This window comes from Marivita sp. (assembly GCF_020055675.1).
GTDB lineage: Bacteria > Pseudomonadota > Alphaproteobacteria > Rhodobacterales > Rhodobacteraceae > Marivita.
Genome location: NZ_JAIPUS010000001.1, coordinates 250,333 through 267,089, shown reverse-complemented (window position 1 = coordinate 267,089; position 16,757 = coordinate 250,333). Strand labels below are relative to the sequence as shown.

General features: G+C 63.4%; 15 protein-coding genes. 2 read left to right on the top strand and 13 right to left on the bottom strand.

Going from position 1 to position 16,757, the window contains the following annotated elements; all coding sequences use genetic code 11:
* Nucleotides 1–73 precede the first annotated feature (73 nt).
* From LCF59_RS01260 to LCF59_RS01250, 3 genes are read right to left on the bottom strand one after another with little or no spacing between them, the layout of a single operon-like run.
* Complete coding sequence (locus tag LCF59_RS01260) at nt 74–1,591, bottom strand: cryptochrome/photolyase family protein (RefSeq protein WP_292284791.1); 1,518 nt, start codon at nt 1,589–1,591, stop codon at nt 74–76.
* Complete coding sequence (locus tag LCF59_RS01255; protein ID WP_292284789.1) at nt 1,585–2,250, bottom strand: SDR family NAD(P)-dependent oxidoreductase; 666 nt, start codon at nt 2,248–2,250, stop codon at nt 1,585–1,587. Before LCF59_RS01255 ends, LCF59_RS01260 begins: the two co-directional genes overlap by 7 nt.
* Before the next feature lie 41 nt (nt 2,251–2,291).
* On the bottom strand, nt 2,292–2,615 hold the full coding sequence (locus LCF59_RS01250; protein WP_292284787.1) for a hypothetical protein: 324 nt from the start codon (nt 2,613–2,615) through the stop codon (nt 2,292–2,294).
* A 114-nt stretch (nt 2,616–2,729) separates the two neighbouring features.
* On the opposite strand from LCF59_RS01250, the gene LCF59_RS01245 reads away from it, so the two are divergent.
* On the top strand, nt 2,730–3,494 hold the full coding sequence (locus LCF59_RS01245; protein WP_292284786.1) for an alpha/beta fold hydrolase: 765 nt from the start codon (nt 2,730–2,732) through the stop codon (nt 3,492–3,494).
* A 1-nt stretch (nt 3,495) separates the two neighbouring features.
* Here the strand turns inward: LCF59_RS01245 and LCF59_RS01240 are convergent, their stop codons facing one another.
* Nucleotides 3,496–3,843: a hypothetical protein gene (locus LCF59_RS01240; RefSeq protein WP_292284784.1), complete on the bottom strand. Its 348-nt coding sequence runs from the start codon at nt 3,841–3,843 to the stop codon at nt 3,496–3,498.
* Between the two features lie 177 nt (nt 3,844–4,020).
* Between LCF59_RS01240 and lepA the strand changes: the two genes are divergently transcribed.
* A complete protein-coding gene (gene lepA / locus LCF59_RS01235) occupies nt 4,021–5,823 on the top strand; it encodes a translation elongation factor 4 (RefSeq protein WP_292285020.1) in 1,803 nt (600 codons plus the stop codon).
* Nucleotides 5,824–5,966: 143 nt separating this feature from the next.
* Here lepA and folD read toward each other — a convergent pair whose 3' ends face one another.
* From folD to LCF59_RS01190, 9 genes are all read right to left on the bottom strand, one after another.
* The gene (gene folD, locus LCF59_RS01230) at nt 5,967–6,869 is read right to left on the bottom strand and encodes a bifunctional methylenetetrahydrofolate dehydrogenase/methenyltetrahydrofolate cyclohydrolase FolD (protein ID WP_292284782.1); all 903 of its coding nucleotides are present in this window, start codon (nt 6,867–6,869) and stop codon (nt 5,967–5,969) included.
* A 134-nt stretch (nt 6,870–7,003) separates the two neighbouring features.
* On the bottom strand, nt 7,004–8,680 hold the full coding sequence (locus tag LCF59_RS01225) for a formate--tetrahydrofolate ligase (protein ID WP_292284780.1): 1,677 nt from the start codon (nt 8,678–8,680) through the stop codon (nt 7,004–7,006).
* A 135-nt stretch (nt 8,681–8,815) separates the two neighbouring features.
* Nucleotides 8,816–9,412 (bottom strand): MOSC domain-containing protein, encoded by a 597-nt coding sequence (locus LCF59_RS01220; RefSeq protein ID WP_292284778.1) that lies wholly within the window; start codon nt 9,410–9,412, stop codon nt 8,816–8,818.
* 136 nt (nt 9,413–9,548) lie between these two features.
* Nucleotides 9,549–11,468, bottom strand: a complete 1,920-nt coding sequence (ftsH, locus tag LCF59_RS01215) for an ATP-dependent zinc metalloprotease FtsH (RefSeq protein ID WP_292284776.1) — start codon at nt 11,466–11,468, stop codon at nt 9,549–9,551.
* A gap of 77 nt (nt 11,469–11,545) precedes the next feature.
* Nucleotides 11,546–12,895 carry a tRNA lysidine(34) synthetase TilS gene (gene tilS, locus LCF59_RS01210; RefSeq protein WP_292284774.1) on the bottom strand — a complete coding sequence of 450 codons (1,350 nt, stop codon included), beginning with the start codon at nt 12,893–12,895 and terminating at the stop codon, nt 11,546–11,548.
* Complete coding sequence (locus LCF59_RS01205; protein ID WP_292284773.1) at nt 12,892–13,707, bottom strand: tetratricopeptide repeat protein; 816 nt, start codon at nt 13,705–13,707, stop codon at nt 12,892–12,894. The genes tilS and LCF59_RS01205 overlap by 4 nt, the downstream gene beginning before the upstream one ends.
* A gap of 11 nt (nt 13,708–13,718) precedes the next feature.
* Nucleotides 13,719–14,237, bottom strand: coding sequence for a peptidoglycan-associated lipoprotein Pal (gene pal, locus LCF59_RS01200; RefSeq protein ID WP_292284771.1), 519 nt, complete (start codon nt 14,235–14,237; stop codon nt 13,719–13,721).
* A 109-nt stretch (nt 14,238–14,346) separates the two neighbouring features.
* Nucleotides 14,347–15,672, bottom strand: a complete 1,326-nt coding sequence (tolB, locus tag LCF59_RS01195; protein WP_292284770.1) for a Tol-Pal system beta propeller repeat protein TolB — start codon at nt 15,670–15,672, stop codon at nt 14,347–14,349.
* The gene (locus LCF59_RS01190) at nt 15,669–16,754 is read right to left on the bottom strand and encodes a cell envelope biogenesis protein TolA (protein ID WP_292284768.1); all 1,086 of its coding nucleotides are present in this window, start codon (nt 16,752–16,754) and stop codon (nt 15,669–15,671) included. Before LCF59_RS01190 ends, tolB begins: the two co-directional genes overlap by 4 nt.
* Between the last annotated feature and the right edge of the window lie 3 nt (nt 16,755–16,757).

Sequence of the window (16,757 nt, the reverse complement as noted above, 5' to 3'; positions counted from 1 at the left end):
GCCCCGCCGGACAGCAAGCCTTTTCATTGAACCGGAAACGCCGCTGCAAACCCGCCTCTGTTTACGCGCCCGTTTACGCGCCCAGCGTTTCGAGAAATGCCTCTGCTTCGGACAGGATTGTCTGTTTGCGACCGTCGTCCATGCGCCGCCAATTGGCGTAAATCTGGTTCATCCGCGGGTTCCCGGCAAAGGTTTCGGAATGGCGGTCGAGGAAATGCCAATAGAGCAGGTTGAACGGACAGGCATCCTTTCCGGTCTTGTCCTGGACACGATAGCGGCAGGATTTGCAGTAATCCGACATGCGATTGATGTAGGATCCTGACGACACATAGGGTTTCGACGCAATGATGCCGCCATCCGCGAACTGGCTCATGCCCACAACGTTGGGCGCCTCAACCCATTCGAAGGCGTCGATATACACCCGCAGATACCACTCGTGCACCTCGTGCGGGTCCACCCCGGCCAGCAGCGCGAAATTGCCCGTCACCATCAGGCGCTGGATATGGTGGGCGTAGGCTTCGTCCGCCGTCTGGGTGATCGCCTTGGACAGGCAGTTCATATCCGTCTCGCCGGTCCAATAGAAGTCGGGAAGCCTGCGCTGGTGATCGAGCGCGTTGCGGCGGGTGTAATCCGGGCCTTCGCGGAAGTAGATGCGGCGGACATATTCGCGCCAGCCGATGATCTGGCGGATGAAGCCTTCGACCGCGTTGAGCGGCGCGTGCCCATCCGTGTAGGCGTCCTCGGCGGCGCGGCACACCTCCATCGGGTCGAGCAGCCCGACATTCATGTAGGGCGAAACCAGCGCATGATAGAGGAAGCGATTGTCGTTCATCATCGCGTCCTGAAAATCGCCGAAACGCGGCAACGCGTAGGTGATGAAATGGCTCAGCGCCCGCCGGGCCTGTGCCTGATCGGTGGCAAACCAGAACGGGCGCAGCGATCCAAAAGAATTGCCGAAGCGCGCCTCGACGAGGTCCAGCACCTCTTGCACGGTCTCGTCCGGTGTGAACTGCATCGGCCCGCTGAACGCGATATCGTCCGGCGCCGGCTTGCGGTTCTCGGCGTCGTAATTCCATTGGCCACCGACGGGGTCGTCGCCATCCATCAAAAGCCCGGTCTTGCGGCGCATGTCGCGGTAGAAATACTCCATCCGCAACGCCTTGCGGCCCTCGGCCCAAGTGTCGAATTCGTCTTGCGTGCTGACGAACCGCGTGTCGGGTTTCATGGTCAGCCTGAGCGGCATGTCCTCAAGCGCCTCGATCAAACGCCATTCGCCGGGCTGGGTCGCGATCACTTCGAATGCGCCGGTTTCCTCGGCCCGCCGTAGCAATTCGCCGTGGATGGAGCCTGCGTTCTCGGCATCGTCCAGCCGGGTATAGCGCACATCCCACCCGTCATCGCGCAGACGGGCCGCGAATTTGCGCATGGCGGAAAAGATGAAGGCGATCTTCTTGGGGTGATGCTGAACGTAGGTGGCTTCCTCCGACACTTCGGCCATGACCACCACGTCCGATCCCTTTTCCGCCGCCGCCAATGCCGACAAGCCCTCGCTCAGTTGATCCCCGAGAACGAGAACAAGGCGGCTCACCACGGCACCTCTGTGCCCTGCCAGTCGTAGAATTTTCCGCTGTCCTCGACCGCCAGACGATCCAGCACCGACAGCAGGTTTTCCGCCGCTTTGCTGGCCGGGACGGACGGGTTATGGCCGACATATTTCTCGGTGAACGGCGTCTCGACCGTGCCGGGATGCAAGGCCACGCAGATAAGGCCCTTGTGGGTGCGGCCCAGTTCAACGGACGCGCCGTGCAACATCTGGTTCAGCGCCGCCTTTGACGTGCGATAGCTGTACCAGCCGCCAAGACGGTTGTCGCCGATCGACCCGACGCGGGCCGACAAGGCCGCAAAAACGGCCCGTTCGTGGCGCGGCAAAAGCCGCATCGCATGTTTGAGAACCAGAGACGGGCCGACAGTGTTCAACTTGAATTGATCGATCATTGCCTCCGCCGTGACATGGCGCAGTGTCTTTTCCGGCGTGACGCCATTGATTTCGAGCGCACCCGTGGCGACGAAAATCAAATCGAACGGCCCGTCGAGCGCGCCAAGCGCCGCCGCCACGCTGGCCTCGTCCGTCACGTCCAGCCCGTCGCCACTGCGCGACAAGCCGGTCACGGCAACCCCGCGCGCCGCGAGCGCGTCCGACATGGCGGTTCCAAGCCCGCCGCTCGACCCGATGATAAGTGCATTTTTCATGCTGCGGTTAGCTAGCGTGCCCACCCCGGCGGTCAACGATCTCAGGCCAGACCGCGCCAGCGCAGCACCACGATCAAGAGCACGATCACCGCAAGGATGTTGAACGCCACGCTGCCAAGGATCGACAGGAAAAGACCCTTGCGCCGGTCCGCCACGTCGATGGCGCGCAGATGCGCCGCCGCACGGTCGAAGGCGGGGTCGATCGTCGTCGTATCAAGCCGCAGCGCAAGGCGCGGATTGCGGGCCATCTCCTCGGCCTCCGCCACCAACGCGATGTCCTTGCGCACTCCGGTTGGCAACCGCCGCCCGGCCTTGGCCAGCCGGCGCGACAACCGCCCCTTCCGCAGCCCCAGCTGCCTGGCCATAAGCCGGCGCAACGTCTCGGCATGTGATCTGATGTGTTCGGCCTGCTCCATCCTCCCGATTTACGCCGACACGCGCTCTTGCTCAAGTCGGGTCGCACACCGTAAGAAGCCCTCATGCTGAATACCCTGATCTTCGACTCCACCGGCTCTGCCAAGCCGATCCTGATCATCCACGGGCTCTACGGGTCCGGCCGCAATTGGGGTGTGATCGCCAAGCGCTTGTCGGACCGCGGGAAAATCGTTGCCGTGGACCTGCGCAATCACGGTGACAGCTTCTGGTCCGACAGCCACGGATATCCCGACATGGCCGCCGACCTGGCCGAGGTGATCGAGGCGCATGGCACGTCGATGGACGTGATTGGCCATTCAATGGGGGGCAAGGCGGCAATGGTGCTTGCGCTGACGCGGCCCGATCTGATCAATCGCCTCGTCGTGGCAGATATCGCGCCGATCGCCTATGGTCATTCGCAAATCCAGTTCATCGACGCCATGCGCAGCGTCGATCTGTCCAGGATCGAAAAACGCTCGGACGCAGCCGCGCAATTGGCAGCGCATGTGCAGGATCCCAGCCTGCAGGCGTTTTTCACCCAGTCACTGGACGTGAAAGGCAAACGCTGGACGCTCAACCTCGATGCGCTGGCAACCGAAATGCCGAAAATCCTCGGATTCCCGGATATGACCGGCAGTTTCGAAAACCCGACACTGTTTCTGTCGGGGGCCGAGTCCGATTACGTCACCCCGGATCACCGCCCCGCGATCAAAGCGTTGTTCCCAAAAGCGCGTTTCGCCAAACTGCCCGGTGCAGGCCACTGGCTTCACGCCGAAAGTCCGCGCGCGTTCGAAGCCTCTGTACGCGCGTTTCTCGACCAGGATCAGTAGATCAGTAACCGCGACAGCTCTGCTCCGACCGGGCGGCAAACGCCTTGTACTGCTCCCAGAAGGCATCATCCGCCGGCGTCTTCGACATCCAGACATCATGCGCGCGTTGCGGGTCCTTGAAGAACCGGGATGCCTTGCGCTGGTCCCGCCCCGACAGGGATCGGTTGGCCACCGTCTGGATACAGCCGCAAAGCCGCGAATTGCGCGCCTTGCGATCAGAAGACAGGCAGGCGCGGCTGATCGGTCCCGAGGAAAACCGCATGACACCGCTGTCCGACCTGTCGAACCGGTTGCCGCCGCCACATCCGGCAACAAGTGCCGTGACCAAAACTGCTGCCAATAATTTCATGTCGCCTGCTCACCATTGCCCGTGCCGCGCGACCTGGATCTTTTGCCCGGTGTGGCGCGCGGCTGCCTCGAAGGATCATGCCCGAATGCCCGGCTCTTTTCAAATCACCTTTTGCGCGGCTGCCCGCGGCTGTCGCGCCACCTTGACCGCACCGTGAAACCGCTTCATATCCCGCGCATGACAGAGCTTTCGCACATCCGCAATTTCTCCATCGTTGCCCATATCGACCACGGGAAATCAACCCTGGCCGACCGGCTGATCCAGTCCACGAACACGGTCACCGAACGGGAGATGAAGGAGCAGCTTCTCGACTCGATGGATATCGAGCGCGAACGCGGCATCACGATCAAGGCCAACACCGTCCGGATCGAATACAAGGCCGAGAATGGCGAGGTCTATGTCCTCAACCTGATCGACACGCCCGGGCACGTGGATTTCGCCTACGAGGTGTCCCGCTCGATGCGCGCCGTCGAAGGCTCGCTTCTCGTGGTGGATGCGACCCAGGGCGTCGAGGCGCAGACGCTGGCCAATGTCTACACCGCGATCGACGCGGATCACGAAATCGTTCCGGTGCTCAACAAGATCGACCTGCCCGCCTCCGAACCGGACCGGGTCAGGGAACAGATCGAGGATGTCATCGGGATCGATGCCTCCGACGCGCTCGAAATCTCGGCCAAATCCGGGCTCGGGATCCCCTCCGTGCTCGAGGCGATCGTGAACCGGCTGCCGCCCCCGCATGGTGGCACCCGCGACGCGCCCCTCAAGGCGATGCTGGTCGACAGCAAATACGACCCCTACCTGGGCGTCGTGGTGATCGTGCGGATCATCGATGGGGTCCTGAAAAAGGGCCAGCGCATCAAGATGATGAAATCCGGCGGCACCTACGACATCGACCGCGTCGGCGTCTATCGCCCGGCAATGCTTGCGGTGGACGAACTGGGCCCCGGCGAGATCGGCTACATGACGGCGCAGATCAAACAGGTAAGCGACACCCGCGTCGGCGATACGATCACGACCGAAAAGAAGGGCTGCGAAGCGCCACTTCCCGGCTTCAAACCGTCGATCCCCGTCGTGTTCTGCGGTCTCTTCCCCGTCGATGCCAACGACTTCGAGGATATGCGCGGCGCGATCGAAAAGCTCGCCCTGAACGACGCGTCCTTCACCTCCGAGATGGAAACCTCCGCCGCGCTCGGCTTCGGCTTCCGCTGCGGGTTCCTGGGTCTGCTGCACCTCGAAGTGGTGCGCGACCGGCTGGAGCGGGAATACGGCATCAACCTGATCACCACCGCGCCGTCGGTGATCTATCATATCTACACCAAGGACGGCGAGATGCAGGAGCTGCACAATCCAGCCGACATGCCCGATCCATCCACCGTCGACCATATCGAGGAACCTCGGATCAAGGCGTCGATCCTCGTACCCGACGAATACCTGGGTGATGTGCTCAAGCTCTGCCAGGACCGGCGCGGCCTTCAGCTCGACCTGACCTATGTCGGCAACCGGGCGATGGTGGTCTATGATCTCCCGCTGAACGAAGTGGTCTTCGATTTCTACGACCGGCTGAAATCCGTGACCAAAGGCTATGCCAGCTTCGATTACCAGATGATCGGCTACCGCGAAGACCAACTGGTGAAAATGCAGGTCCTCGTGAACGACGAACCGGTCGATGCGCTTTCAACGATGGTGCACCGCGACCGCGCCGAAATGCGCGGCCGGGCGATGTGCGAAAAGCTCAAGGACCTGATCCCGCGCCACATGTTCAAGATCCCGATCCAGGCGGCGATCGGCGGCAAGGTGATTGCCCGCGAAACGCTTCCGGCCCTGCGCAAGGACGTCACCGCGAAATGCTACGGCGGCGACGCCAGCCGCAAGAAAAAGCTGCTGGAAAAGCAGAAAGCCGGCAAGAAGAAGATGCGCCAGTTCGGCAAGGTGGAAATTCCACAGGAAGCCTTCATCTCGGCGCTCAAGATGGACGGGTAGGCGCGGCCGGACCCGCCAGCACGCGCGACCACGCGGTCACATACACCGCGTAGCCCGAACAGGGGCATCTTGCGTGGCATCGGGCGCGCCGCCCGCGTGCGACAACAGGGCTGACCCGCCAACCCGGCCCCGCAGCCCCGGTGTCACGCAGTCAGCCCATCAGGCTCCGCAATCCCGTTCGCCCGGCAACACGCCGTGACCGAATTGGCAAGCAGGCAGGCGATCGTCATCGGTCCGACCCCGCCGGGCACGGGCGTGATCGCACCCGCGACCTCGGCGCAACTGTCGAACTCGCAATCGCCCACGAGCCGTGTCTTGCCGGCGCCCTTTTCCGGCGCGTCAATCCGGTTGATGCCGACATCGATCACCGTCGCCCCCGGCTTGATCCAATCTCCCGGCACCATTTCGGAGCGGCCCACCGCGGCAACGACAATATCGGCGCGGCGCACAACATCGGGCAGATCCCGGGTCCGCGAATGGGCAATCGTCACGGTGCAGCTGTCGCCGAGCAACAATTGCGCCATCGGCTTGCCGACGATATTCGACCGTCCGATCACCACCGCGTTCATGCCCGACAGGCTGCCATGATGTTTGCGCAGCATCATCAAACAGCCCAGCGGCGTGCAGGGCACCATGGATTTCTGCCCGGTGCTTAACAGGCCGACATTCGAGATGTGAAAGCCATCGACATCCTTGGCGGGATCGATCGAATTGATCACGAGGTCTTCATCCAGATGATCCGGCAGCGGCAATTGCACCAGGATCCCATGCACTGCCGCATCCGCGTTCAGACGCGCGATCAGCGCAAGCAAATCCACTTCGGATGTCTCCGCGTCGAGCTTGTGCTCGAACGAGTTCATCCCGACCTCGGCGGTCATCTTGCCCTTGGAGCGGACATAGACCTGGCTTGCGGGGTCCTCACCAACCAGCACGACGGCCAAGCCCGGCGTGATGCCGTGATCGGCCTTGATCCGTGCGACGTGTCGGGCAACCTGCCCGCGCATCTCCGCGGCAAAGGCTTTTCCGTCGATGATCTGAGCACCCATGATGCGTCCTTCTTCTCTTTCCAAATATGCAGGCCCGTCCCGCGCCATCCCGCGGCCCCCTGGACAGTCAAGCGCCAACGGGAGGGCGGGTGGGGCGATGGGCAACGCCCGAGCGCCCACCCGTCCTTTCAAGGCTAGAACAAGCCTTCGATCTCGCCCGCCTCGTTGAGGTGGATACTCTCGGCCGACGGGTGACGCGGCAGGCCCGGCATGGTCATGATCTCACCGCAGACCACCACGACAAAGCCGGCCCCCGCAGACAGGCGCACCTCGCGCACAGGAACCGAATGGCCCGTCGGCGCGCCGCGCAGGGTCGGGTCGGTCGAGAACGAATATTGCGTCTTTGCCATGCAGACCGGCAGGTTGCCATACCCCTGGTCTTCCCAAAGCTTCAGCTGGTCCCGGATTTTCTGATCCATCAACGCCCCGTCCGCGCGATAGATGCGCTTGGCGATGGTCTGGATCTTCTCGGCCAGCGGCATCTCGTCGTTGTAGATCGGCGCAAAGTTGGCCTGGCCGGCATCCGCCACCTCGGCCACCTTGCGGGCCAGATCGGCAGACCCTTCGGACCCGAGTTCCCAGTGCCGCGACAGAACAGCCTCGGCCCCATGTTCCTTGACGTAGCTCCTGATCGCGTCAACCTCTGCCTCGGTGTCCGTCACGAAATGGTTGATCGCCACGACAACCGGCACGCCAAACGACTTGAGGTTCTCGATATGACGGCCAAGGTTCGGACACCCAGCCTTCACCGCATCCACGTTTTCTGCACCCAGGTCGGATTTCGCCACCCCGCCATTCATTTTCATCGCGCGTACTGTCGCAACACAGACCACGACAGATGGTGCCAGCCCGGCCTTGCGGCACTTGATGTTCATGAATTTCTCGGCCCCGAGATCCGCTCCGAACCCGGCTTCGGTGACAACGAAATCCGTGAGCTTGAGCGCCGTGGACGTCGCGATCACCGAATTGCAGCCATGCGCGATATTGGCGAACGGGCCACCATGCACGAAGGCCGGGTTGTTCTCGAGCGTCTGCACGAGGTTCGGCTGCATCGCATCCTTCAAGAGCACCGTCATCGCGCCCTCGGCCTTGATGTCGCGGCAATAAACCGGGGTGCGGTCACGGCGGTAGGCCACGATCATCGCCCCCAGACGGGTTTCCAGATCCTTGAGATTCGTTGCGAGGCAGAGAATTGCCATCACTTCGGACGCCACGGTGATGTCGAACCCGGCTTCGCGCGGGAACCCGTTGGCCACACCGCCCAGCGAACAGGTGATCTGCCGCAGGGCCCGGTCATTCATGTCGACCACCCGCTTCCATTGCACGCGACGGATGTCGATTTCCTGCTCATTGCCCCAGTAGATATGGTTGTCGAGCATCGCCGACAGCAAGCTGTGGGCGCTGGTGATCGCGTGGAAATCCCCCGTGAAATGCAGGTTCATGTCCTCCATCGGCACCACCTGCGCATGGCCGCCTCCGGCTGCGCCGCCCTTCATGCCGAAATTCGGCCCGAGCGACGCCTCGCGGATGCAGATCATCGCCTGTCTGCCGATATGGTTCAACCCGTCCCCAAGACCGACGGTTGTGGTCGTCTTGCCCTCGCCCGCCGGGGTCGGATTGATCGCGGTGACAAGGATCAACTTGCCATTCGGGCGATCCTGAACCGAATTGATGAAAGATTGGCTGACCTTCGCCTTGTCATGGCCATAGGGCAAAAGGTCGTCAGACCCGATCCCGATCTTCTTGCCGATCTCCTGGATGGGGCGTTTTTGCGCCGCCCGCGCGATCTCTATATCCGATTTATACGACATGATTGGGGTCCCCTGTTCGCACCTTGTTTGTCAGAGCCATACAGCCGCGCGCCAGAGGCGTGTCGCCGTGAAACCGACACTTCCGCGCCAATCCGCGGCGCGATCGACGCCGCCGCGTCGCCCATCGGAAACCTGCTAACCACGCGCGGCCTCCAGATGTGGCCAAACCGGCTGGTCAGGCACATGCAATCGCAGCCGATCGCCCGGCGTCAAGCGACCCGGCCGTTCGACCCAGGCGGTCACTCCGCGCCTGCCCTTCGCCGCGGCCTTGAAGTATTTTCCCTTGCCCGGAAACCGCGCCTCGATTTCCCGGGCGGGCAGATGGCAGGGACGGTTTTCCATGTCGATGATCAACGTTACCCCGTCCGGCCCCTGGAGCCGCGAAGACGGCGGAACACAGGTGAAATCCGGCAGGCCCGACACCACCAGCGTTGCCCCCAACCAGGCCGGATCAATCTCCGCCAGGCCCATCGCGGCGGCAATCGATTCCAGGTCTTCAGAGGACAGGACGGACAATTGCCGCACATTGGCAATCGGCGTGCCACGCGGGTGTTGCGATGTCACCCGGCTGCACGAGGGTCGCGTCCGACCGCCATGGCGTTCGCCAACCGGCCCATCAAAGCCCACCTCCAATACATCGACCAGGGCTGACGGAATCCCTTGTCCCTCACCGGTTACGCATCCGATCCAGGCCACTTGGGCAAAAAAGTCGGTGGGTTTCAACGCGGGCATCTTCGGCGTTCCTCCTGCATGACGGCAACCAAGCCCGATGCGGGCCGAAGGGCAACCCGAAACCCGACGTCTCGCACAATAAAAATACCCCGGCGCCTTTTCGGGCACCGGGGTTGCTTTTCGTGCATCTTCCAGATCAGGCGCTGGGTTCGGGCTCCAGGTCGCCACCATCCGGGTTTTGCTTGGGCTTCGGCTTGGTCTTCGGGATAGAGGCAATGCTCGGCTTGTCCGGCGCGGCGCTCGGGGTGTCATCATCTCCCGAATTGGGCGGCTCGCCCTTGATCACCCGCCCGATCTCTTCACCTGTCAGCGTTTCGAATTCCAGCAGACCTTCCGCAAGACGCTCCCATTCCACGCTTTTGTCGGAAAGGATTTGATGCGCCCGGTCGTAGGCTTCGCTGATCAGACGCTTCACCTCGTCCTCGATCAAGGCCTTGGTTTCAGCCGAGACAGACAACCCGGCGGCATTGCCGCTGTATCCTTCGGCCGCTTCCCGGTAGTCGATATTGCCCACCTTGTCGGACATGCCCCATTGCAGGACCATCGCCCGCGCCAGCGCCGACGCTTGCTGGATATCGCCCGCCGGTCCGTTGGACACGTTGTCGGCACCGTACTTGATGATCTCGGCCGCCTTGCCTGCCATTGTCATGGCCAGCTTTTCCTCGCACTCGGATTTGTGCCAGTTCAGACGGTCAATCTCGGGCAGCGACACGACCATGCCAAGCGCCCCGCCGCGCGGGATGATCGTCGCCTTGTAGACAGGGTCACATTGCGGAAGCTCCATACCGACGATGGCGTGTCCCGCCTCGTGATAGGCGGTCTTTTCCTTCTGCTCCGGCGTCAGCACCATCGAGCGGCGTTCCGACCCCATCATCACCTTGTCCTTGGCGTGTTCGAAATCCTCCATCGTCACAAAGCGCCGTCCAACCCGCGCCGCCATAAGCGCCGCCTCGTTGACCAGGTTGGCAAGATCGGCCCCCGAAAAGCCCGGCGTACCCCGTGCGATGATGCGCAGGTCCACATCTGGCCCGAGCGGCGTCTTGCGTGCATGGACGCCAAGGATCTTTTCCCGGCCCTTGATGTCGGGATTGGGAACCGTGACCTGACGATCAAAGCGCCCAGGCCGCAGCAGGGCCGGGTCAAGAACATCCTTGCGGTTCGTCGCCGCCACGATGATCACACCCTCGTTGGTCTCGAAACCGTCCATTTCGACAAGAAGCTGGTTCAGCGTCTGTTCGCGTTCGTCATTGCCGCCGCCGTGACCGGCGCCACGCGCGCGGCCCACGGCGTCGATCTCGTCGATGAACACGATGCATGGTGCATTCTTCTTCGCCTGCTCGAACATGTCACGGACGCGCGATGCACCAACGCCGACGAACATCTCGACGAAATCGGACCCGGAAATGGTAAAGAACGGCACCCCGGCCTCGCCTGCGATGGCGCGCGCCAGCAGGGTCTTACCGGTGCCCGGAGGCCCCACCAGAAGCGCGCCTTTCGGGATCTTGCCGCCAAGCCGCGAGAACCGCTGCGGATTGCGCAGGAACTCCACGATTTCTTCAAGCTCTTCCTTGGCTTCGTCGATGCCGGCCACATCGTCAAAGGTGACGCGGCCATGTTTTTCGGTCAGCAGCTTGGCCTTGGATTTGCCAAAGCCCATCGCGCCGCCGCGACCGCCCCCTTGCATGCGGTTCATGAAGTAGATCCAGACACCGATCAAAAGCAGGAAGGGCAGCAGACTGAGGAGGAAGGACTGGAAGCCTGATTGCTGCTGTTCCTCGGCACGGATCGGGATATCATTGCTGACCAACAGATCGGTTACCGTTGCATCCTCGGGCTTGATGGTCACGTAATCCTGGCCATCGGTGCTGCGGAACCGAATTTGTTCGCCGTCGAGCGTCACGGAGCTGACCGTGTTGTCTTCAACCGCCGAAACGAATTCGGAATAACTGAGTTCGCGGCTTTGCAGCGTGTTGCCGCCGCCCGAAAAAATGTTGAATAGCGCAAGGATCAACAGGAACAGAACGACCCAAAAGGCGATATTTCGTGCGTTGCCCAATGAAATTTCTCCTTGTTTCGACGGGGCTGGAACGCCCGCGCCGCTTGACAACTAACATAGACATGCATCGCCCGTGTTCAATGCGAAAGACAAAATCGCTTGAAACCTGCGTCACACTGCCCGAGCACGTAGCGGCGGACATCCGCTTCGGCCCCGAAACCAAGCCCCGGACACGCCAGCACACGCTCTGCCGACCACACCGCCGGCAGCGCCAGGGCCGCGCGATACGGCACGCCAGGATCGGACCGGGGCGGGATCTGCTGCCAGCCTGCCTCACCCAGCGCGCGAATCCGCGCGCCTTGCGCGAGCGCGCCAGCCAGGCCTGACACGATCCACTGGTCATCCCAGAGCGCGCCCGGCGCGCTGTCTGCCCGGCGCACCGCTGCGTATTCGCGCAGGACACGCATATGGGTCTTTTCGACCAGCACTTCCGCCCCGTGCAATGTGCCGCCCCCGCCGGACAGCACCTGCGCCAGCAGATTTTCGCTTGCCGTGGCACGCGGCCGATATTTGGCCCCGGACACATAGCACAGGGCCGCTGTCAGCATCCGCAGCTGCGTTTCGCGGTCCAGCCCTGCAAAGCCGTCGCGCAGGATCCGCACCTGGCCCAAAGGTGCGTCCGCGCAGACGTTGCCGACAGCCTCTGCCAATCGCGCCCGAAGCCCGTCCCGTGCGCGCGCCAGGCGATCCGCAGTGTCGGCCAGACCACGGGTCGTGATGCCTTCATCGCCCAGTTTTCTTAACAAATGACGAACGCGCACCCGGTCATAGCCGCGGTCCTCGTTGCTGGGATCCTCGACCCACCGCCCCTTGAGACACCGCGCGTAATGCCGCAAAGCGTCGCGCTCCATCCCAAGACAAGGGCGCAGGATCTGAAACCCCGGCTGTTGCCCGCGTCGCGGCGGCAAATCGCCCGTCCAATGCCCGGCTTGCAGCGGCGGCACCTCCAAAGCATGCGGGACAACGTCTCGGGCAGGGCGCATGCCGGACAACCCATCCACCCCCGACCCACGCGCAAGGCGCATCAGAACGGTTTCCGCCTGGTCGTCCATCGTGTGGGCGAAAAGAACGTGCCGCAGATCACCGCGCCAGCGATCGATCAGTGCCAGCCGCCCCCGGCGCGCGGCATCCTGCATGTTGCCGGTCCGATCCCAATTCCAGCGCAGGACCGCGTGCGGCCAGCCCAGCACATGGCATTCCTCGGCCACCATCGCAGCCTCGTCACCGCTTTCGGGCCGCAATCCGTGATCGACAGTGACCACCCACAAGCGCACACCGTATACGCGAGTCCAGTTATGCGCGAGGTACAGCATCGCCATGCTGTCGCCGCCACCCGAGACCGCCAAGCCGATGTCGGACGGAAACCCTGGCCCGAGAAGCTGGCCCATCGCGTCGGCGAACCGCTGGTCCAGCGGCGTCTCGGTCACTGGCAGTTCAGCCGGGCTTTGGCTGCGGTCGCCTCGCTCTGCGCGTCGCTTGCGCCAGGATAGCGCCCGGCCACTTCTTTCAGAGTGACACAGGCCGCCGAAACGTTGCCAAGCGTGCCCAGCGCGGCCCCCAGCCGCCACAAGGCCTCGGGCCCTGCCGCATCGTCGGGATACCCGGCATAGGCATCCAGGTAGCGCCGCGCCGCATCGCGCGTGTTCCCCAACCCTTCGAGCGCGCGGCCCTCGCCCACCAGAGCCTGCGCCTCCAGCGGACCGCCCGGATAGGTCTGGCGAAAGGCCGCGAACTGGTCCGCGGCGGATCGAAAGTCACCCTCCGACAGCGCCGCCTCGGCGCGCCGAAAGTCGGCTTCTTCCCCAACGGCCAATTCCGTGCCGCCCTGCGGGTCAGGTTGCGGGGCCGGCGCCGGCGGCGCCACGTCTTCTCCGCCAAGCGTCGGGGTCTGACCCAGTGAACCGATGTCGCACGCGTCGTCCAACTCGCACAGCCGGAATTCCAGATCGCCAAGCCGATTGGCCCCGTCCTCGGCGACGCGGCTGACGCGGAACTCCAGCTCCTCGGTCTTGGAGATCAGCCGCGTCAGCTCGGATTCAATCGCGTTGACCCGCTCAAGCGCACCTGACGGCAAAGACACCGAACTGCCGCCTGTGGTCGACAATTCGCGCTTGAGCTTTTGCAACTCGACAAACAGCACCGACATGTCCTGCCGGATATCCGCCAGGGTTTCCTGCGCCTGTCCGGCGACAGGGGCAAAGGCGACCACGCAACTCAGTATGACTGCCCTCAGACGCATCGCGGTCTCCGTCAGCTTGTGGGTCCGGCGGAAATGATGGTGACCGCGCGCCGGTTCTTGGCATAGCACGATTCGTCCGAACAGATTTCAATCGGGCGCTCCTTGCCGTAGCTGACGAACCGCAAGCGGCTGGCCGGGATACCTTGCGACACCAGGTATTCCATCACCGAATTGGCCCGCCGCCCGCCAAGCGCGAGGTTGTAGGCGCGGGTGCCCTGTTCATCCGCGTGACCTTCGATCACCGCGTTATAGTCGGAATTGGTGCGCAGCCATTGCACCTGCCCGTCCAGCGTGGCGCGCGCCTCGGGGCCAAGCGCGGACTGATCCACCGCGAAGAGCACACGGTCGCCCACCGTCTGCTGGAAATAAGCCGGAGAGGCCGGGTCGCTGGCGCTACCGGGCACGACACCCCCGGCCTGGCCCGTGGCCTGGTTCAGATCCACCGCGTCGTTGTCAAAACGGTTGCCATTGGTACAGGCCGACACGGCAAGGCCGGCCATCAGCATCGTGAGTTTCGAGGAAAGTCGCATGAGATATCCTGCTCTTTTATCGTTTATTGAAATTTACCACAGCCGAGGTGCCGCGCCTAGGGTCTGGAATCGGTGGGGCCGGACCCCGGCGTCCCGATCACATGCGCGGTCACTGGAGCGGCCCCCAACTTGGATCGGATGCACCATCCGGTGTGCGCACACGCTTCAGGTTGCGGCCAGAGATGTCGACGGAATAAAGCGACGAGGCCCCCTGAGCCCCCTGCGTTTCCCGTGCGAACATGATGACACGGCCATTCGGGGACCAGGTCGGACCTTCATCGAGGAACGAGGCCGTGAGCAAGCGTTCTTCGGACCCGTCGGTCCGCATCACGCCAATATGGAACCGGCCCGCGTTCTGCTTGGTAAAGGCAATCATGTCGCCGCGCGGCGACCAGACCGGCGTGGAATAGCGCCCCTGGCCAGAGCTGATCCGCCGCGCCTCACCGCCGGAGGCGGGCATGACATAAAGCTGTTGCGTCCCGGAGCGGTCACTCTCGAAAACGATCTGGCTGCCATCGGGCGAATAGCTGGGCGCGGTTTCGATCGACGGGGCGCTGGTGAGTTGCCGCGTGCCACCGCTTGCGATGTCCATCGCCCAGATATCGGTGTTCGCCCCTTGGGTGATCGAGTAAACCACCGTCTGGCCATCGGGCGCGAAGCGCGGTGCAAAACTCATCACGCCGTCCTGACCCGGCAGGATTCGGCTCTGCACCGTGCCGACTTCAAGCACATGCACACGCGGCAAGCCGGTTTCATAACTGGTATAGAGCACCCGCTCCCCATCGTTGGAAAAACGCGGCGCCAGAACCAGTGCATCGCCGCTGGTCAGATACTGCACGTTGGCCCCGTCGTAGTCCATGACAGCCAAACGCTTCGCCCGCTGATCCTTGGGTCCGCTTTCGGAGACAAAAACCACGCGGCTGTCGAAATACCCGCTCTCGCCGGTGATCCTGCTATAGACCTGGTCCGCCACCTTGTGCGCCATCCGGCGCCATCCATCGGGGCTGCCAGCGAATTGCATGCCCTCTCCCAGCTCGGTCCCGGCGAACACGTCCCAGACTCGGAACTTGACGACAACGCGCCCGCCTTCGGAACTCACCGCACCGCTGACCAGCGCCTGCGCGTTGATCGCTTTCCAATCGGCAAATTGCACGGGGCTTCCAAAGCTGGTGATCCGGCTGATATGCGCCTCGCGCGGGACTTCGCGGAACAGGCCCGTGCCCGTCAGATCATCGGCCACGACCCGCGCGATCTGCTGCGCAAGCTCCTGTGCGCCCGCTGATTCCGCAACGAAATCCGGCACTGCATAAGGCAAGGGTTCCACAACCCCTTCGGTGATCTCGATCCGCAAGGGCCCATTCTGTGCCAGCGCCATCAGCGGACCCATCACGGCAAGCAAAAGGGTGGTCAGACACGTCGCGACGAACTGTTTCATCGGATCCTCATACTCTCTGGGTTGAACGTCATTTCAACGCTTTTCCACTGGTCAAACTTCTCTGGGGGCAGAGTGTATCCGTCGCCCTGGCATCGCAGAATGGCCCGCCGCGCCGCCTGAAAGGCCGTCTCCGTCGCCGAGGCATCGCCCCCGGACGCGGAGGACATCCGCAACGTCGAGGCAACCACCTGCCCTGAGCGATCCATATCAAAAGCCACGGTCACGGTCACGTTGGCCGCCTGCGATCCCACGTCCACGACCCAGCAATCCTGAACCGCGATACGAAAGCCATCGGTTTCGCTTCGTGTCAGCGGCGGCCCTTCGGTCGGGCTTTCGGCCGGCTCGGCAAGCGCCTCTTCCAGCGCACCGGCGATCGCCGACGCGGTGTCCTCTTCAACATCCTCCTGCGCCGCAGGCTCCGGTGCCGTCTCGGTTTGCTCCGTTTCCCTTGGCTCCGTCGCCGGTGCCGGCCGGTTCGGACGGGTTTGCGGCCGCACCGACGCCGTGGGCGCACGGGCGGGCTCTTCCGCCTCGGTGATGATCTCGGTTGTCGCCGCCTCGGGGGCCGTCGCCTGCTGTTCCTCGGCGTCGGATGTCTCGGCGGTGTCGGACTCTTCAACGGTCTCCTGCACCTCGGGCGCGACATCCGCCTCCGGCGCGGGGTCCGGCACGGCTTCAGGCGCAACGCGCGGCGCGGGACGTGGCACCGGGCGCTGCGCCACGTCGGGCGCCTCCACCTCGGGCGCCGGCGCTGGGGGCGGTGCCAGGTCTTCCGTGGTCTCGGGCGCCGGCTCTGGCACAGCCGGCTGCGGCGCAGGATCGGGCTCGGCCACATCCGGCTCGGGGGGCGCCGTTGGCGCCTCCTCCTGAGCCGGCGTCTCGGGCGGTGTCAGCGCCGCCGGTTCCTCGGCCGCCGACGTGTCGGGTTGCGGCGCCATCATCGCGGTGAATTCCGCCTCGGACACAACCGACACCTCAGCCACCTCCACGTCCGGAGGATCGCTGCCGAAGATGCCGCCGAACAGCGCCCAGAGAATGAGGACTCCATGCGCCCCGCCAGAGATATAATGGCCCGTATGCACGTC

What these genes read in the sequence shown, in the direction of transcription:
- folD (WP_292284782.1), bottom strand. Translation starts at nt 6,869, where the DNA reads ATGGGTGCTCAGATCATCGACGGAAAAGCCTTTGCCGCGGAGATGCGC.
- LCF59_RS01225 (WP_292284780.1), bottom strand. Translation starts at nt 8,680, where the DNA reads ATGTCGTATAAATCGGATATAGAGATCGCGCGGGCGGCGCAAAAACGC.
- LCF59_RS01250 (WP_292284787.1), bottom strand. Translation starts at nt 2,615, where the DNA reads ATGGCCAGGCAGCTGGGGCTGCGGAAGGGGCGGTTGTCGCGCCGGCTG.
- LCF59_RS01205 (WP_292284773.1), bottom strand. Translation starts at nt 13,707, where the DNA reads ATGCGTCTGAGGGCAGTCATACTGAGTTGCGTGGTCGCCTTTGCCCCT.
- LCF59_RS01255 (WP_292284789.1), bottom strand. Translation starts at nt 2,250, where the DNA reads ATGAAAAATGCACTTATCATCGGGTCGAGCGGCGGGCTTGGAACCGCC.
- LCF59_RS01220 (WP_292284778.1), bottom strand. Translation starts at nt 9,412, where the DNA reads ATGCCCGCGTTGAAACCCACCGACTTTTTTGCCCAAGTGGCCTGGATC.
- LCF59_RS01240 (WP_292284784.1), bottom strand. Translation starts at nt 3,843, where the DNA reads ATGAAATTATTGGCAGCAGTTTTGGTCACGGCACTTGTTGCCGGATGT.
- lepA (WP_292285020.1), top strand. Translation starts at nt 4,021, where the DNA reads ATGACAGAGCTTTCGCACATCCGCAATTTCTCCATCGTTGCCCATATC.
- pal (WP_292284771.1), bottom strand. Translation starts at nt 14,237, where the DNA reads ATGCGACTTTCCTCGAAACTCACGATGCTGATGGCCGGCCTTGCCGTG.
- tolB (WP_292284770.1), bottom strand. Translation starts at nt 15,672, where the DNA reads ATGAAACAGTTCGTCGCGACGTGTCTGACCACCCTTTTGCTTGCCGTG.
- LCF59_RS01245 (WP_292284786.1), top strand. Translation starts at nt 2,730, where the DNA reads ATGCTGAATACCCTGATCTTCGACTCCACCGGCTCTGCCAAGCCGATC.